The organism is Chryseobacterium sp. KMC2 (genome assembly GCF_016756935.1).
In the GTDB taxonomy this organism is placed as follows: Bacteria; Bacteroidota; Bacteroidia; order Flavobacteriales; family Weeksellaceae; genus Chryseobacterium; species Chryseobacterium rhizosphaerae.
This window is the reverse complement of record NZ_JAESIT010000035.1, coordinates 1-21,174: the sequence shown is the minus strand read 5'-3', so window position 1 is coordinate 21,174 and position 21,174 is coordinate 1. Positions and strand designations below refer to the sequence as shown.

Below are 21,174 nucleotides of genomic sequence, written 5' to 3'. Positions count from 1 at the left end.
AGCTGAGTATTTACAGTGGTTTAGGGACGAGTGTTGTAGGGACAACGGTTTCAGGAAGAAGCTTACCGGTTGATGGGATAGAATCTTCAGCGGGATTATATATCAACACGCTGCCATTGATTGTGAGTCATGAAGATGGGCGAGTTGTGGATCAGATCACAGAGATTCAGAATAGGATCAGTGAGCTCAATACGCACAGTGACATTAACCTTGCAGCATTGCACCATGATGGACGAAGGATCTTCAGCAGTTTATTTGTGTATGAGAACTATCCGGTACCTAAAGGAGGTGAGGGTAATGAGTTGGGATTTGTATTCATGGATTCTGTAGAAAAGCTTGATTATCCATTGGGGATAGTAGCCTATGAGCGAGGAGAAGAAGTTTCCGTGGCTCTGAATTTTGAAGGCTATCTTTTTGATTATTCTGTGATGGAAAGGCTTATCGAAGGAATGAAAACAATCCTTACCCAGCTTTTGAAAAATCCTCAAATCGAACTGAAAGACCTGTCTTATATTACAGCGGATGAATCTGTAAAAATAATGGAGGAGTGGAATGATACAGACTTTTCCTATCCGAATACATCTACAGTTCCTGAACTATTCGAGATGCAGGTTGAGAAGACTCCTGACAATATAGCATTACTATATCAGGAGATTAAATTAACCTATCGTGAGCTTAATGAAAGAGTAAACCGCCTGGCAAATTATCTGATCAAGAGATATGACCTTCAGCCGGATGACTTAGTTCCACTATGTTTGGAACGTTCTGAGGATATGTTGATTGCTATTTTAGGAGTAATAAAAGTTGGAGCGGCCTATGTTCCAATAGATCCGTCTTCTCCTGTAGACAGAATAAAATACATATTGGAGGATACGGATGCCAGAGTCGTTTTAGCTCAGGAGAATACCATAGACAGGATACAGAATACAGAAAATTTAGAAGTTGTATCCCTAGATGGAGAGGCATTCAAAAAAACGATTAAAAATGTAGACTCCAGAAACCCGATCACAAAACTTACCTCCAGCAACCTTGTCTATGTCATCTATACAAGTGGAACAACAGGCATGCCGAAAGGAGTGATGGTGGAACATAGGAATATAATAAATCTGATTAAGGATGTATATTCCCGCTATCAACTGCGAGAATCAGATGTTATTTTCCAATTTGCCAACTATGTATTTGATCCATCCATAGAACAGATATTAATGGCTGTTTTAAATGGAAATCCTTTGTTGTTTATAAAAGATAAAACTTTTTTAAATGAAGAAGTATTTTTGAAAATACTTAATGATAATAATGCCTCCTATATCAACCTTACGCCTTCAGTATTACAGAATATTGATATTACCAGGGTTAAAAGCCTTACAAGATTGGCGTCTGGAGGAGAGGCTCTGACCAATGATCTGTATGCCAAATTGGTAAACAAGCATTTTAAGCTAATCAATTGCTACGGACCTACGGAAACGACAGTTACTTCTATAATTAATACGGATCAAAGTATGAACAGTATCGGCCATCCTATCGGAAATATGAAGGCCTATATACTTGATAGTCATATGAACCCAGTTCCTGTAGGGGCTTTGGGAGAGCTTTACATTGGGGGAGCAGGTATCACAAGAGGGTATTTGAACCGTCCGGAACTTACCCAGGAACGCTTTATAGCAAACCCTTTCCAGACAGAAGATCAAAAGGCTAAAAATACAAATGCCAGACTTTATAAAACAGGAGATCTTGTTCGTTGGCTTCCGGCTGGAAATATAGAATATATTGGTAGAAATGACTTCCAGGTAAAGATAAGAGGATACCGTATTGAATTAGGTGAAATTGAAAACAGACTTCTTCAATATCCGGGAATTCGCCAGGTAGCAGTTCTTGCAAAGGAAAATAATACCGGATTGAAATATATTGTCGGATATTATGTAGCTGATTCTATAATTGATTCGCATCTGCTTTCAGAGTTCCTCTCAGAGACCTTACCTGAATATATGGTACCGGTGGCTTTTGTACATCTCGTAACCCTTCCTGTTACTGTTAACGGAAAACTTGACAGAAAACAGCTTCCTGAGCCTGGATTTATCGGAGGAGGCGAATATACCGCTCCTGAGAATGAGCTTCAGCAAAAGCTTTGTCAGATTTATGGGGAAGTCCTGGGGATTAATGCAGAGCGTATCAGTATCCATGATGATTTCTTCCGTCTCGGAGGAAACAGTATCATGTCCATCAAACTGATCAGTAAAATTAAACAAAACCTTGCGTTACAGGTAGATGTAGCCATGGTATTCACTAATAAAACAGTCGCTTCTCTGGAAAAAGTTCTGAGAGAAAATACGACCTATGAACAAGTTATTATCACTCCTGTAGCCATTGATTCTCCTGAAGAACAGCGATTATCTTTTGCCCAGGAAAGACTTTGGTTCATAGAAACCTATGAAGGAGGAAGTAGTGCGTATAATATTCCAATGACAGCACTTCTGGATCAGAAAACGGATATTCCGGTTCTATGTAAAGCTCTTGAAGCGGTTATCGTGCGCCATGAGATCCTTCGTTCGGTAATCCGGACTACAGAAGACGGAATAGGGTATCAGGTGGTTACGGATCTCATTCCGGAATTCAAAATAACGGAAGTAGAGACAAGAGAAGAATTGGATCAATACATAAACAAATGTGCCAATAGGATCTTCCGCCTGGATGAAGAAGCTCCTGTAGAGATCAATATCTTCAAACTCAAGGATCAGCACTATATGTCGATGGTAATCCATCACATCGCTTTTGACGGATGGTCTACTGATATATTCCTCAAAGAGATACAAACGATTTATAGATCTCTGATTAATAAAGACAATACTTCTGAGCTGCCTGCTTTACAATTCCAGTACAAAGATTTTGCCTTATGGCAACGTCATTATCTTGCAGGAGAGCTTCTTGATCAGCAGATTGGCTACTGGAAAGATCAACTTGCTGATTTCCAGAACCTTGATTTGGCTACGGATTTCAAGAGACCTTCCCAAATTTCTTACGAAGGAGAAAACCTGTACTTCAGTCTGAATGCAGAGCAGGGCGAAAAATTAAAAAACCTCTCAAAAGAACTTGGGGTCAGTCTGTACAGTGTAATGCTTAGTGGATATTACCTGATGCTTTCAGCGTATTCCGGACAGGATGATATCGTAGTGGGAAGCCCTATTGCGAACCGTCATCATGCCGGTCTTGAAGACATCATCGGGTTCTTTGTCAATACCCTTGCGTTAAGAGAAAAAATTGATGCAGAACAGAACCTTAAAGACTTTATTTTACAGGTATCAAAATCCGTAACAGAGGCGCAGTCTCATCAGGACCTTCCATTTGAGAAGCTGGTAGAAGAATTAGGAGTAGAGCAGGATACTTCCAGACACCCTGTTTTCCAGGTGATGTTCGGACTGCAGAATTTTGGAGGAGATGCTTCTTCTGAAAATAACGGAGATGCTTTATTTTATCCTTTTGATGGGGAAATAGATTATCAGGTTGCGAAATTTGACCTGACTACCATGATTGACGATGGTGGAGAAAATATACATGGAATGTTCAATTACGCTAAAGCGATTTTCTCAAAAGAGACCGTCGGTAATATGATCCATTCCTATGAATTTTTACTGAATCAAATAGCGGAAACAGAAGGACAGAAAGATATCAGGCTTTCAGAACTCAATTTTATTCCACAGGAACAGTATAAAAAAGTAACGGAAGTATGGAACACCACCCATACGGAGTATCAGGCAGAAATGACGGTACATCAGCTATTTGAAAATCAGGTGTTGAAAACTCCGGATCAGACAGCACTGGTATATCAGGACGTTCAACTTTCTTACAGAGAGCTTAACGAGAGATCAAACCGCCTGGCTAATTATCTGATCGAAACGTACAATCTTCAACCTGATGATATTATTCCTTTATGCTTAGATCGTTCAGAGCATATGCTGATTGCGGTTCTTGCTGTAATGAAAGCGGGAGCTGCTTATGTGCCAATGGATCCTTCGTATCCTGTGGACAGAATAAAACATATCCTTCAGGATACTAATGCTACAATAGTTCTTACAGAAGAAAAATCTGCAGAAAAGATAGGTGGTTTAGAAAATATCGGGCTATTATCTCTGGATAATGTCAGTCTTAAAGCACAGCTTGAAATAGCAGAGTCTAAAAACCCTGCTACTAAAGTGAATTCCGGCAATCTGGCCTACGTCATCTATACCAGTGGAACAACAGGACTTCCTAAAGGAGTAATGATTGAACATTCCGGAGTGATAAACCTTATAGAATCAATGATTAAGGCTCACCGACTTGAAGAATTTCAGGAAGTAGGATGTTACTCAAATTATGTTTTTGATGCTTTTGTGTATGAGGCCTTCCCGGTCTTGTGTAATGGAAATACATTATGGCTTTACAGCAATGATCTTAGAACATCAGTAAGCGGGCTTAATGAGTATATTAAAGAAAATAATATAGAGGTTTCATTTATTCCACCGGTTTTATTGAGAGAAGTGGTAGACAACGGAACCAATCTGAAGCTGATTTTTGCCGGAGGAGAGAGTTTCCCTGCTTTGGATAAAAATATAGAGGATATCATTCTTGTTAATGAGTATGGACCTACCGAAGGAACGGTCTGTGCTACATTACATTACTACAAAGAAGACAACAACCCATTGAATATCGGTGGGCCTATAGCAAATACTACAGCATATGTTCTTGACAGCCAACATCGTGCTGTTCCTGTGGGTGCTGTAGGAGAGCTTTATATAGGGGGAGCAGGTATTGCCAGAGGTTACTTAAACCAGTCAGAGCTGACAGAAGAACGCTTCCTTGACAATCCATTCCAAACGCTAGCGCAAAAAGAAAAAGGAGAAAACAGCCGTTTATACAAAACGGGTGACTTAGTACGCTGGTTATCCAATGGCGAACTGGAATATGTAGGTCGAAATGACTTCCAGGTGAAGATCAGAGGGTATAGAATTGAGCTAGGCGAGATTGAAAATATATTGCTTGATTATCCTGGAATCCGTCAGGTCGCTGTTCTGGCTAAAGAAAATAAAGCAGGATTAAAATACCTGGCAGGATACTATGTGTCAGATTCTCAGATTGACTCCAATTTACTCTCGGAACACCTTTCCGCGAGCTTACCGGAATATATGGTCCCGAGTGCTTTTGTTCATTTAACAGCCTTGCCATTAACGATCAATGGAAAACTGGACAGAAAACAACTTCCGGAACCGGAGTTTACAGGAAGCAAAAATTATGTTGCTCCTGAAACCGAATTACAGACTAAACTATGTTATATCTATGGCGAAGTATTAGGTCTTGATGCTGAAAGTATCAGTATCCATGATGATTTCTTCAGATTAGGAGGAAACAGTATCATGGCCATAAAACTGATCAGTAAGATCAAGCAGGTGCTGGATATAAGAGTAGAAGTAGCCGTGATTTTCAGTCATAAAACAATTGCTTCTCTTTCACATATTCTGGCAGATGAAAACAACAGAGGAGAGCAGATTACGATTACTCCTGTAGAAGTCAACACTTCGGAAGAACAAAGGTTATCTTTCGCACAGGAAAGGCTTTGGTTTATAGAAAATTACGAAGGTGGAAGCAGTGCTTATAATATCCCGATGATCTTCCGTTTGGATGAAAAAGCGGATATTTCAATACTGTGTAAAGCTCTAGACGCTATTATAATGCGTCATGAAGTACTTCGTTCAGTTATTCGTACTACCGATAACGGAATAGGATGGCAGTCTGTGGTAGATGATATTCCAGCCATACATCAGCATGAGGTGAAGACAATGGCGGAGCTTGAAGAAAAAGTAAGCAGTGTAGCCAATAAAATCTTCCGTTTGGAAGAAGAATTACCGGTAGATATCAATATATTTAAATTAGAAGAATCTTACTATCTGTCTATTGTTATACACCATATTGCATTTGACGGATGGTCTACAGAAGTATTCTTAAAAGAATTAGTCCATATTTACAATGCCATTACAGAAGGAAGACCGCATGAGCTTCCTGGCTTAAAAATTCAATATAAAGACTTTGCTTTATGGCAGCGTAATTATCTTACAGGAGAACGTCTTGACCAGCAGATCAGCTATTGGAAAAACAAATTGAGTGGATTCCAAAACCTTGATTTAGCAGCAGATTTCAAGAGACCATCTCAAATATCTTATGATGGAGAGAATCTGTACTTTAGCCTGGATGCAGAGAAGACCCTAAGGTTGAAAAACCTTTCGAAAGACCTTGGGGTAAGTTTATACAGCATAGTATTGGGTGGATATTACCTGACGCTTTCAGCCTATTCCGGACAGGACGATATCATAGTAGGAAGCCCTATTGCCAACCGACACCATGTAGGACTTGAAGATATGATAGGGTTCTTCGTGAATACTCTTGCATTAAGAGAAAACATTGACCCGGGTCAAAGGGTAAAAGATTTCATTCTACAGGTGGCTCAATCGGTGACAGAGGCCCAGTCTCATCAGGATCTTCCATTTGAAAAATTAGTGGAAGAGCTGGGAGTAGAGCAAGACACCTCCCGTCATCCGGTTTTCCAGGTGATGTTTGGTCTTCAAAGCTTTGGTGAAGATGTTGCTCCATCTGAAAATGAAAAGACGATACTTCATCCTTTTAACGGAAATGTAGACTATCAGGTGGCTAAGTTTGATATTACCACGATGATCAATGATATAGGGGAGACTTTACAGGGTATGTTCAACTATGCTAAAGCTGTTTATTCAAAAGAAACAGTTAAAAATATGATGAATTCTTATCTGTTCATGCTTGATCAGATCGCAGGAATTAATCAGCAGGAAAACCTTACATTATCTGAACTCAACCTTATTCCTCAGGACCAATACACTCAGCTATCAGGGTTATGGTCTACGGAAAGTGATTATGCGAGTGACACAACAATTCAGGCATTATTTGAAGCCCAGGTTGAAAGAACTCCGGATCACATAGCCGTAGTATATCAGGATGTAAGGATGTCTTACCGTGAGCTTAATGATCGTTCAAACCGTCTGGCTCATTACCTTATTGAAACTTACGACCTTCAGCCTGATGACCTTGTTCCATTATGTTTAGAACGTTCAGCAGATATGCTGACAGCTATTTTGGGAGTTCTAAAAGCCGGCGGAGCGTATGTTCCTATGGATCCGTCATATCCTGTAGAGCGAATCCGTCATATCCTGGAAGATACCGGGGCGAAAATAGTGCTGGCTCATAGCATTGCAGCATCAACAGTTCAGGAAGCCTGCAGTGGAATTGCTACCTCAGTACTTGTGCTGAATGATGCAGAACAGGAAAGAACCCTTGCTGAGAGCAGTACTTCCAACCCAGTCACCGAGGTCGGTCCTGACCACCTTGCCTATGTGATCTATACGAGTGGAACGACAGGAATGCCAAAAGGTGTAATGCAAATTCACCGAAACGTAGCACGTTTGTTTAGTGCTACCGATCACTGGTATCATTTCAATGACCAGGATGTATGGAGTTTATTCCATTCGTATGTGTTTGACTTTAGTGTATGGGAAATCTGGGGCGCCTTTTTCTACGGCGGAAAGCTATTGGTACCGTCCTCAGAACAGACCAAAGACACAAATTTATTCTTCAGTTTATGTCTGAAAGAAGGTCTTACGGTGCTCAACCAGACACCAACCGCTTTCTATCAGTTTATCGATACCGCCCTTCAGCGTGCAGAAGATCTAAGCAGTCTTCGCTATGTTATATTCGGAGGTGAAGCCTTAAACCTGGCCTCCTTAAAACCTTGGTATGAACGTTACCGTTCCGCACCAACGTTGATTAACATGTATGGTATTACAGAGACCACGGTCCATGTAACCTATAAGAAGCTGAGTGTAGAAGACTTAGACAGAGCATCTCTGATCGGAGAGAATATTCCGGATCAGGGGATGTATATTTTAGATAATCATCTTCGGGCAGTTCCTATCGGAGCTGTAGGAGAATTGTATGTGGGAGGAGCCGGGATTGCCCGAGGCTACTTAAACAGAGCAGAATTAACAGCCGAACGTTTCATTGCGAACCCTTTCCAGACTTTGGAAGAGAAAGCTTCAGGTAAGAACGGAATCCTGTATAAAACGGGAGACCTTGTCCGCTATCTTTCCGATGGGGAATTAGAATACATTGGCAGAAACGACTTCCAGGTTAAGATCCGAGGTTACAGGATAGAATTAGGAGAGATCGAAAACAGACTTCAGGAATATGCTGAAGTAAGACAATCCGTAGTATTGTCTAAAGAAAACAAAGCGGGGATGAAATATCTTGTAGGGTATTATGTATCAGATACTTCTATAGACACCGGTCACCTTACGTCTTTCTTATCGGAAGCTTTACCGGAATATATGGTTCCTGCTGCATTTGTCCATTTAACCTCTTTACCATTAACGATTAATGGAAAACTGGACAGGAGACAACTGCCTGAGCCTGAGTTTACGGGAGGCAGAGAATACACGGCACCAGAGAATGAGTTGCAGGAAAGACTGTGTCAGATTTATGGAGAAGTTCTGGGTCTGGATGCAGGAACAATTGGAATCAATGACGATTTCTTCAGCCTTGGAGGAAACAGTATCATGGCGATAAAATTGATTAGCGGTATCAAACGTACGTTGAATACTCAGGTGGGAGTTGCTGTAATATTTGGTAATAAAACAGTAGCCTCACTTTCAAACGCATTAGCCAATCAGAATAATGATGAGCAGGTAAGTATTACCCCTGTAAAAGTCAATTCTCCGGAAGAACAGAGGTTATCCTTTGCTCAGGAAAGACTTTGGTTTATAGAAACCTATGAAGGAGGAAGTAGTGCCTATAATATTCCGATGACCGTTCGTCTTAATGAGAAGACAGATATTTCAGCCCTTTGCAAAGCGCTGGAAACGATTGTAATGCGTCATGAAGTTTTACGAAGTATGATCCTTTCTACAGAGGAAGGCAAAGGCTATCAGCTGGTGACAGATCGTGTTCCGGAAATGCATATGCATCATGTAGAAACAAGAACGGAACTTGATGAGGAGATCAACAGAATTTCAAATAAGGTTTTCCGTCTGGACGAAGAACTTCCTATAGAAGTTAATATTTTCAGGTTAGGAGGTAATCATTACCTGTCAGTGGTCATCCATCACATTGCTTTTGATGGTTGGTCTACCGATATATTCTTACAGGAAATACAGACGGCTTACGAAGCTCTTATCAATGGAAAATCACCTCAGCTTCCGGAATTAAAGATTCAATATAAAGACTTTGCTTTATGGCAGAGAAATTATCTGACGGGAGATCGATTGAATAGCCAGCTTGGGTATTGGAAAAGTAAACTTGATGATTTCCAGAATCTTAACTTGCCGGCAGATTTCAAAAGACCGCCTCAGGTATCCTATGAAGGAGAAACTATTAATTTTACGGTAGATCCAAAAGTAGCTCAAAGCCTTAGAAATACATCCAGAAAACTGGGAGTGAGTTTATACAGTGTCATGCTGGGTGGATATTACCTGATGCTTTCTGCCTACTCTGGACAGGATGATATTGTAGTGGGAAGCCCTATTGCCAACCGTCATCATGCAGGACTCGAAGATATCATTGGTTTCTTTGTCAATACCCTAGCATTAAGAGAAAATATTAATCCTGAACAGAGCCTGAGAGACTTTATCCTTCAGGTATCAAAATCGGTAACAGAAGCCCAGTCTCATCAGGATCTTCCATTTGAAAAGTTAGTGGAAGAATTACGAGTGGAACAGGATACATCCAGACATCCGGTCTTCCAGGTGATGTTTGGCCTTCAGAGTTTTGGTAGAGATACCCATGATGGGGAAGCTTTATTTTCTCCTTTCGAGGGAGAAGTAGACTATCAGGTTGCGAAGTTTGATCTGACGACTATGATTGATGATGGTGAAGAAACGATCCGCGGAATGTTTAATTATGGCAAGACTATTTTCGCTAGAGAAACGGTCAATAATATGATTGGTTCCTATCAGTATATTCTTGAACAGGCTTTTGGTGTTCATGAGCACACACTTGAAAATGTTAAGCTTTGTGACCTTTCTCTAATACCTGCAGATATTCATAAAAAAATAACTGAGGACTGGAATACTACAGCCTCTGCATATGGGGAAGAAACCATTCATACGCTATTTGAAAATCAGGTTTCAAAGACTCCGGATCATATCGCTTTGGTATACCAGGATGTTCATTTATCCTATATAGAATTAAATAACAGGGCAAATCGTCTGGCGAATTACCTTATAGGAAATTACAATATTCAACCTGACGATATTATTCCTCTGTGTTTAGAGCGCTCTGAGAATATGCTGATTGCAATATTGGGAGTTTTGAAATCGGGAGCTGCCTATGTACCGATGGATCCGTCTTATCCGGTGGACAGAATAGAACATATTCTTCAGGATACAGGGGCAAGGTTGATTCTTGGTCAGGAAAGTACGGCAGAGAAAGTACAAAATCTGGCTGTAGAATCCATTTCCTTAGATGATATTTCCTTTAAAGCACAACTTGAACTCACAGATTCAAATAATCCGGTTACTTCAGTTACACCTGAAAACCTGGCCTATGTCATCTACACCAGTGGAACAACAGGACTTCCAAAAGGAGTAATGGTGGAACATAGAAATGTAGCTAACTTAATACAACAGGAAGCTAAAGAATTTGGGTTGATTTCTGACGGGCTTAAAAACTGTCTTTGGTATGCTAATTACGTGTTTGATGCCCATGTATGGGAGTTGTACCCTGTGATTACTCATGGTCACAGTATCTATATTTTAGACACAGAAAAACAGACCGATATTGTTGCTTTACAACAGTATATAGAAACCAATCATATCCGTATTGCCACTATACCGCCTGTTCTTTTAACCAAAGATTATATTCTGCCTTTAGAAAAGCTTGTCGTAGCTGGAGATGTAACAAATCCACAATTGATGGCTCTTTATCAGGCTGAAGGAGTAGATATCATTAATGCTTATGGTCCTACGGAAGGAACTGTTTGTGCCACACTGCATCACTATAATGAAGATGGAAATCCATTAAATATCGGAGGACCTATCGGAAATATGACAAGTTATGTACTGGACAACCATATGCGGGCTGTTCCGGTTGGAGCTGTAGGTGAGCTTTATATCGGAGGGGCAGGTATTGCCAGAGGCTATTTAAACAGACCGGATTTAACCGAAGAACGATTCATATTAAATCCGTTCCAGACCGAAGATCAAAAGACGGGAGGTCAGAATGAACGCTTATATAAAACAGGCGATTTAGTACGCTGGTTAGCCAATGGCGAGCTTGAATACATCGGAAGAAATGACTTCCAGGTAAAAATCAGGGGCTACAGAATTGAATTAGGGGAGATTGAAAATACCCTGCTTCATTATCCTGGGGTCCGTCAGGTAGCTGTTTTGGCCAAAGAAAATAAAGCAGGCTTAAAATACCTGGCAGGCTATTATGTCTCAGATTCAGCGATTGATTCCAATCTCCTTTCTGAACACCTTTCTGCAAGTTTACCGGAATATATGATACCGGGTGCTTTTGTTCATTTAACCTCTTTGCCATTAACAATCAATGGAAAACTGGACAGAAAACAGCTTCCTGAACCAGAGTTCACGGGAGGTAAAGATTATATTGCTCCAAAAACCGATCTTCAGGTTAAATTGTGCCAGATCTATGGTGATGTTTTGGGTCTTGATGCTAAAGGTATCAGTATCGAAGACGATTTCTTCCGTTTAGGAGGAGACAGTATCATCAGTATTCAGCTGGTAGGAAGAATCAGACAGCAACTGGATATAAGACTAAGTGTTAAAGAAGTATTTACGGCCAGAACTGCTGCTGCTTTGTCTTTACTTATCGAAGAGAAAGGTCAAAATGAAGCAATCCATATTTTGGCAGAACAAGGAATATTGGACGGAAAAGTTTCATTACTTCCGATCCAGGAATGGTTCTTCAGTCAGAAAGAATTAGGATATTTGGTAGACTTCAATCATTGGAACCAGTCCTTCCTGATCAATGTACCTCAGCTAAATAAGGAACTTTTGGAGAAAAGCGTCCGCCTGCTCATTGAAAAACATGATGCATTTAGAATCCATTATCCAAAAGAAAATGGAATGTATTCCCAACAATATGGATTAGAAGCCACTCCGGAAATCAACTATCTTGATACTTCAGGGAAGACAATGGAGGAGCTTTCCCAGCTCTTTACCCAGTGGCATGCCCAGTTTGATATAGAAAAAGGACCGCTGTACCGTATTGCGTATATAACAGGATATGAAGATGGAAGCACCAGAATCTTCTTTGCATTCCATCACCTGATCATCGATACAGTAAGCTGGAGAATCATTACCGATGACTTAAAGAACATATATCAGACTCTTGAAAGAGGAGAAGACTTTAAAGCAGCCCAAAAAGGAAGCAGCTACCGTCAATGGGTGGATGCTGTAAAAGGATATAAAAAAGAAACTCCGGAATCCAGAGATAAAGAACTTACTTACTGGAATAAAACGACAGAAATAGTCCATGGAATTAATAAAACATTGGAGGCTATTTCTATACCGGAAAGTAACCATGATGTTCTTCTTTTAGATAAAGAAAATACAGAAAAGCTTATCAGAGGTAGCCATCATGTATATCAGACAAGGATTAATGATCTGCTATTATCGGCATTAGCTTCAGCCCTTACAGAGCTTACAGGAGAATCCCGTCATGCGGTTTTACTGGAAAGCCATGGGCGTGAAGATGTCTTCCCTCACTTAGACATTACAGAAACACTGGGATGGTTCACTTCAATGTATCCGTTATTACTGGAAACTGGGGAAAACCTCAATGATACGGTAGTATTGACTAAAGAGGCATTGAGAAGCATTCCGGATAATGGGATTGGTTATGGAAGCCTTGTGGGATATACACAATATGAACTTCCCAAAATAAGCTTCAACTATCTTGGACAGCTTGACCAGGAAGACAGTTCTGCTGAAAAAACATGGTTTATTGCAGCGGAAGATAGTGGACTTTCTATCGGAATATCCAATAAAGAAAGCTATATCATAGGAATTAATGGTGCTGTTGTAGACGGTCAGCTTCGCTTCAGTGTTTCCGCACATCTTCCTCAGGATCAGGTGAAACAGGTTACTCAGAAGTTTAAAGAGTATATTATTGATATTATAGACGAACTTTCTAAAAATACACGAAGCTTCCTTACCCCTTCAGATATAGAGAACATTGTAAACAAAGAACAGCTTGACGCTATCCAGGAAAATGGAGAAGTGGAAGGAGTATTCTTAGCTAACAGTTTACAGGAAGGGTTTGTATATCATGCTCTAAAACAAGGGGATACGGATGATGCGTACCGGGTGCAGCTGATTTGGGATTATATGTCTGAAATGAATGTTGAAACGCTTAAAAAAGCGTGGTTCTATACCCAACAACAGTTCCCGGCATTGAGGCTCAGATTCAACTGGAGTGGAGAGATTGTTCAGATTATCGACAAGGAAAGCCCACTTGACTGGAGATTTGAGGATTTAAGTGGAATGGAGGAGATCCAACAGGAAGAATTGATCCGCGATCGCACTCAGAAAGACCGTTTTGAAGTATATGACCTGTCAAAAGGAGGTCTGTTCAGAATATATCTGTTTAAGCGTTCAGATAAACATTATACATGCCTATTCAGTAATCACCATGCTGTTTTGGATGGATGGAGTATGCCGATTGTGCTCAAAAGCATCCATGATATCTATCTGAATCTTATTAAAAAACAGGATCCGGACTTTGTGCTGGATCATGCCTATATCAATACTCAGAAATATCTTCAGCAACATAAAGACAGCAGCCGAAGTTTCTGGAATAGCTATATGAGTCTGCTTCAGGATCAGGAAGATTTAAGCAGTTTGATGAAGGAATCTCAAAGGCATATTGACCTTGGAACCTACCGTCAGATACAGGATCATCAGTTTGTAAAAATGACGTTGGCAGATGATCAGTACCAACAACTGAAAAAATTCACTGCCAAAAATGGATTTACGGTGAATGCTGTTCTGCAATATCTGTGGCATAGCCAACTTGGTATGCATAGTGGAGTAGAAACAACGGTGGTAGGAACTACAGTGTCCGGAAGAAGCCTTCCTGTTGATGACATAGAATCATCTGCCGGGTTGTTTATTAATACGCTTCCACTTATTGTAGAGCATACGGAAGGTAAAGTGGTGGATATTATTTCCGATATCCAGCAGAGAATCAGTGAGCTTAATACACACAGTGATGTCAGCCTCGGTGAGCTTCAACATGATGCACGACGCATGTTCAGCAGTTTATTTGTGTATGAAAACTATCCGGTACCAACAGGAGGAGATGACAGTAATGAATTAGGATTTATTTTCAAAGGTTCTGTAGAAAAACTGGACTATCCGCTGGGAATAATGGCGTATGAACAGGGAGAGAGCGTAACGATGAAAATCAATTACGAAGGCGTTCTTTTTGAGACGCAAACCATGGAGCAGCTGATGGAAGGGATGAAGTCTGTTTTAGGACAGGTATTAGAAAACTGGGAGATCACTTCAGACCAGCTTTCATATGTTTCGGAAAATCAGTTGAAAGTTATAGAATCCTGGAACCATACGGTTTCTGCAGAGTCTTCGGATAAAACGATTCATGAACTGTTTGAAAACCAGGTTTCAAAAACTCCTGATCACATTGCATTGGTTTACAAGAATATTAAGTTATCCTATAGTGAGCTGAACAATAGAGCTAATCGACTGGCCAATTATCTGATCAGGACTTATGATCTTCAGCCAGATGATCTGATCCCATTATGTTTGGAAAGATCAGAACATATGCTTATTGCAATATTAGCCGTATTGAAGGCCGGAGCCGCTTATGTACCAATGGATCCTTCATATCCCGCAGATAGGATAGAACATATTCTTCATGATACAGGAGCAAAACTGGTTCTTGGAGATGAAGAAGCAATAGACAGGGTACAGAAGATGGATGTAGATGCCATTTCCTTGGATCATGTTGCTTTCCAGGATGAGGTTAAGAGAGAATCTTCGGAAGCTCCTGTTACTACAGTCACATCCGATAACCTGGCTTATGTTATTTATACCAGTGGAACAACAGGACTTCCCAAAGGAGTAATGATAGAACACAGAAATGTAGCCAACTTAATAGAACAGGAAGCTAAAGAATTTGGATTGAAATCTGATGGAACGATCCATAGAAACTGTCTGTGGTATGCGAGCTATGTATTCGATGCCCATGTATGGGAGCTGTATCCTGTAATTACTTATGGGCACAGCATCTACTTACTGGAAAAAGAAAAAAGAATTGATCTTTCCGAATTACAGGAGTATATAGAAGAAAATAATATCAGTATAGCGACTATTCCGCCAATTCTTTTGACGGATGAGTATATCCTTCCTTTAGAGAAACTTGTAGTGGCCGGAGATGTAACGAGCCCTCAGGTAATGGCTCTGTATAAAGAACATGGGGTAGATATTATCAACGCCTATGGTCCAACCGAAGGAACAGTGTGTGCCACATTACACCATTATAACGAAGATGGTAATCCGTTAAATATTGGAAAAGCCATCGGAAATATGACGGCTTACGTATTGGATAAGAATCTTCGTCAGGTTCCTGTAGGGGTAATAGGAGAGCTTTATATCGGAGGAGCAGGTATTGCCAGAGGGTATTTAAACAGACCGGAACTTACGGAAGAACGCTTTATGCTAAACCCGTTCCAGACTGCAGAGCAGAAGGAAAGAGGTGAAAACGGACGATTATATAAAACCGGTGATTTAGTACGTTGGTTATCTCATGGAGAATTAGAATATATTGGACGTAATGACTTCCAGGTAAAAATCCGAGGCTACAGAATTGAATTAGGAGAAATTGAAAACAGATTGCTTCAGTATCCTGATATCCGTCAGGCGGCAGTATTGGCAAAAGAAAATAACGAAGGGATGAAATATCTGGCAGCCTATTATGTGTCAGACTCATCCATAGATCCAGGTCTGCTTTTTGACTTCCTGTCAGAAGTTCTTCCGGATTATATGTTGCCAAGTGCTTTTGTTCATTTGACTGTTTTACCATTAACAATCAATGGGAAGCTAGACAGAAAGCAGCTTCCGGAACCTGATTTTACAGGGAACAAAAAACAGATCATTCCGGAAAATGAATTACAGGCGAAACTATGTGATATTTATGGTGAGGTACTGAAGGTTGATCCATCCAGTATAAGTATCGATGATGACTTCTTCAGGCTTGGAGGAAACAGTATCATGGCCATAAAACTAATCGGAAAAATTAAGCAGGAACTAAAACTTCAGATAGGAGTCACTGAGGTTTTCAATCATAAAACGATTGCTTCTCTTTCAACTGTTTTAGCAGATGAAAATAATACAGGTGAACAAATCATCATTACTCCTGTAAAAGTAGACTCTCCTGAAAAACAAAGATTGTCTTTTGCTCAGGAAAGACTGTGGTTTATAGAGTCTTATGAGGGAGGAAGCAGTGCTTATAATATTCCTATCACGACAATGTTGGATAAGAATATACAGCTTGATCTTCTTCAGAAGTCTCTGGAAATGGTCATTATGCGCCATGAAGTGCTGCGCTCGGTGATCAGGACTACAGAAGACGGAATGGGTTACCAGGTGGTTACTGATCTTATTCCTGAATTTAAAATCACAGCAGTAAAAACGAGAGAAGAATTAGAAGAGAATATAAACAGGTGTGCCAACAAGGTATTCCGTGTAGAGGAAGAACTTCCTGTGGCAGTAAATGTTTTCAGTTTAGAAAACAATCATTATCTGTCTGTTGTCGTTCATCATATTGCTTTTGACGGATGGTCTACAGATGTCTTCCTGAAAGAACTTGCAACAATGTACTATAAGCTTTCCGGCAGAGAAATCGAAGAGCTTCCTCCATTAAAGGTTCAGTACAAAGACTTTGCTTTATGGCAGCGTAATTATCTTGCAGGAGAACGTCTTGATAAGCAGATTGACTATTGGAAAAATAAGCTTGATGATTTCCATAATTTAGATTTACCTACGGATTTCAGACGACCGTCTCAAATTTCTTACGAAGGGGAAAATCTATACTTCAGTCTGGATGCAGAACGAGGAGAAAAATTAAGAAACCTTTCAAAAGAATTGGGCGTAAGTCTGTACAGCTTGATGCTGGGAGGCTATTATCTGATGCTTTCTGCCTATTCAGGACAGGATGATATCGTAGTAGGAAGCCCTATTGCGAACCGTCACCATGCTGGGCTTGAAGACATCATTGGTTTCTTTGTCAATACATTGGCACTGAGAGAAAGTATTGATCCTGAGCAAACCCTTAAAGACTTCATTCTTCAGGTTTCAAAATCAATCACAGAAGCGCAGTCTCATCAGGATCTTCCATTTGAGAAGTTAGTGGAAGAATTAGGAGTAGAGCAGGATACCTCCAGACACCCGATTTTCCAGGTGATGTTTGGCCTTCAAAGTTTTGGAGGAGGAGACGCTAAAGTAAATGATGAAGACATTTTATTCTATCCTTTTGATGGAGAAGTAGACTATCAGGCGGCAAAATTTGATCTGACGACAATGGTTGATGATCATGGAGGAGACCTCCGTATCATGTTCAATTATGCAAAATCTCTGTTTAAAAAAGATACAATTGTCCGTATGGCCGGATCTTACCAGCTTCTTTTGGATCAATTGATTCAGGTTGATATTCATGATACAAGAGTTTGCAGCCTTTCTCTGCTGAAGGAAGAAGAATATAAAATGACCGTGGAAAGCTGGAATGATACGCGGGAAGAATATGCAAAAGACCTGACAGTTCATCAGTTATTTGAAAATCAGGTGTTGAAAACTCCGGATCAAACCGCAGTAGTATATCAGGATGTCAGACTTTCTTACAGAGAGTTGAATGACCGATCGAACCGTTTGGCCCATTATCTTCTTGAAATATACAAGCTTCAACCTGACGATATTATTCCTTTATGTTTAGATCGTTCAGAGTATATGCTGATTGCAATTCTTGCTGTAATGAAAACAGGAGCAGCTTATGTTCCAATGGATCCGTCCTATCCTGCAGACAGAATAAAACACATCCTTCAGGATACCGATGCAAAACTTGTTTTAGGGCAGGAAAGCACAACAGAAAAGTTGGAAGACCTGGGGGTAGATTGTATCGCTTTAGATGAGGTAAACATTAAAGCACAGCTTGAACTCACAGATTCAAATAATCCTGTTACCCAGGTAAATTCAGATAATCTGGCCTATGTCATCTACACCAGTGGTACAACAGGACTCCCTAAAGGAGTGATGATTGAACATTCCGGGGTGATAAATCTTATAAAATCAATGATTAAGGCTCACCGACTTGAAGAATTCCAGGAAGTGGGATGTTACTCAAATTATGTATTCGATGCCTTTGTCTATGAAGCTCTCACAGTATTGTGTAATGGAAACACTTTGTGGGTTTACAGCAATGACCTTAGAACATCTGTAGGAGAACTTAATGAATATATTAGAGAAAATAATATAGAAGTATCGTTTATTCCTCCAGTTTTATTGAGAGAAGTTGTAAACAATGGAACCAATCTGAAATTGATTTTTGCAGGAGGAGAAAGTTTCCCTGCTTTGGATAAAAATATAGAGAATATCATTCTTGTCAATGAGTATGGACCTACGGAAGGGACGGTTTGTGCAACGCTGCATTATTACAAGGAAGATGGTAATCCGTTGAATATCGGAGGTCCGATTGGGAATATGACGACTTATGTGCTGGATAACCATATGCGGGCAGTTCCGGTTGGAGCTGTAGGTGAGCTTTATATTGGAGGATCCGGAATTGCACGAGGGTACTTAAACCGTCCGGATTTAACTGAGGAACGCTTCCTTGAAAATCCATTCCAGACATTATCCCAAAAAGGAAGAGGAGAAAACAGCCGTTTATACAAAACTGGAGACTTAGTACGCTGGCTGGCTAATGGCGAGTTGGAATATGTTGGTCGAAATGACTTCCAGGTAAAAATCCGAGGCTACAGAATTGAATTAGGGGAGATTGAAAATACCCTGCTTCATTACCCTGGCATCCGTCAGACCGCAGTATTGGCTAAAGAAAACAAAGCAGGGATGAAATACCTTGCAGGCTATTATGTATCTGATGCTGAGGTTGATTCCAATCTTCTTTCTGAACATCTTTCCGCGAGTTTACCGGAATATATGGTACCGAGTGCTTTTGTACATTTAACAGCCTTGCCATTAACGATCAATGGAAAGCTTGACAGAAGACAACTTCCTGAACCTGATTTTACGGGCAGCAAAGATTATATTGCTCCCCAAACTGATCTTCAGGCTAAACTGTGCCAGATCTATGGCGATGTTTTGGGTCTTGATGTTGCAGGGATCAGTGTCGAAGATGATTTCTTCCGTTTAGGAGGAGACAGTATTATCAGTATCCAGCTGGTAGGAAGAATCAGACAACAATTAGAAGTAAGGCTAAGTGTAAAAGAAGTCTTTACGGCCCGCAGCGTATCATCATTGTCGTTACTCATAGAAGAAAAGAAACAGACAGAAGGAGACCATATCCTTTCCGAGCAAGGCATATTAGACGGAAAAGTTTCGTTACTTCCTGTTCAGGATTGGTTCTTCAGCCAGAAAGAACAGGGTTATCTTGGAGATTTCAATCACTGGAATCAGGCCTTTTTGATCAATGTGCCAGAGCTTGATAAAGAGTTACTGGAAACCTCCATCCACCATTTAGTGGAAAGACATGATGCATTCAGACTTTATTATCCAAAAGCAGATGGTGTTTATACCCAGGTATATGGCAGTGTGGAAGCCGTACCGGGTATCCATTATCTGGATGCTTCCGGATTAAATCCAGAAGAGCTTTCTCATGTATTTACAGAGTGGCAGTCCGGCTTTGATATTGAAAACGGACCATTGTGTCAGATCGGTTATATCAGTGGTTATGCAGATGGCAGCGCAAGGATGTACTTTGCCCTTCACCATTTGATCATTGATGCCGTAAGCTGGAGGATTATTACTGAAGACTTAAAGAATATTTACCAGTCTCTTGAAAAAGGAGATACAGAATATATTACAGCTCATGTAAAAGGAACGAGCTACAGGCAATGGGTGGAAGCTGTGCGAAACTATAAAACAGAAAATCCGGAATCCCGGGCTCAGGAACTATTGTACTGGAATGCTACAGCAGAAACCGTAGAATCTAACAATACTATGCTGAGTCGTTTCATAGGTAAAGATTACCACCATGGTCATCTTATCCTGAGCAAAGAAATGACCGAATTACTTATCAGAAAGACGCATCATGCATACCATACCCAGATCAATGATCTTCTTCTCTCAGCGTTATCCCTTTCACTTTCAGGATTAACCGGAGAGGAAAGCCATTCCGTATTGCTGGAGAGCCATGGTCGTGAAGAAGTCTTTGGGAATTTGGATATTACGGAGACGGTAGGTTGGTTTACCACGATGTATCCATTACTGTTGAAGAAAGGAAAAGGACTTTCTGATACAGTAGTATTGACCAAAGAATCCCTGAGACGTATTCCAAACAATGGAATAGGGTATGGCAGTTTGATTGGGTATACGGAGAGAAGCTTACCTAAGATCAGCTTCAATTATCTTGGCCAGTTAGACCAGGAAGATGTCTCTGGAGAGAAGACCTGGTTTATCGCGGCTGAAGACAGCGGGTTAGGTGTAGGAAGCAATAACCGTGACAGTCATTACATCAGCATCAATGGAGCTGTTGTGGATGGACAATTACGTTTTGGTGTTACCGGTTACCTGAGTGAAGAAGAGATTACCTTACTGTCTGAGGGCTTTAAGAGTCACCTGGAATCTATCATTACCCTGCTTTCAACAGAACAGAGCAGTTACCTTACTCCATCGGATATAGACTATATTGTAGAACAGGATCAGCTATTGGGTATTCAGGAGAAAGGGGAAATTGAAGGGGTTTATTTAGCGAACAGCTTACAGGAAGGCTTTGTGTACCATGCGTTGAACCAGGGAGATAAAGATGATGCCTACAGGGTACAGTTGATCTGGGACTACCATAGTAAAATAAATGAAGAGAAGTTAAAAGATTCCTGGAAACGTACCCAGGCCGCTTATCCGTCGTTGAGACTTC

General features: G+C 40.5%; 1 protein-coding gene. It reads left to right on the top strand.

The genetic code is table 11. The features are described 5' to 3' along the window. On the top strand, nt 1–21,174 hold a 21,174-nt coding region (locus JML65_RS23215; protein WP_202272471.1), incomplete at both ends, for a non-ribosomal peptide synthase/polyketide synthase.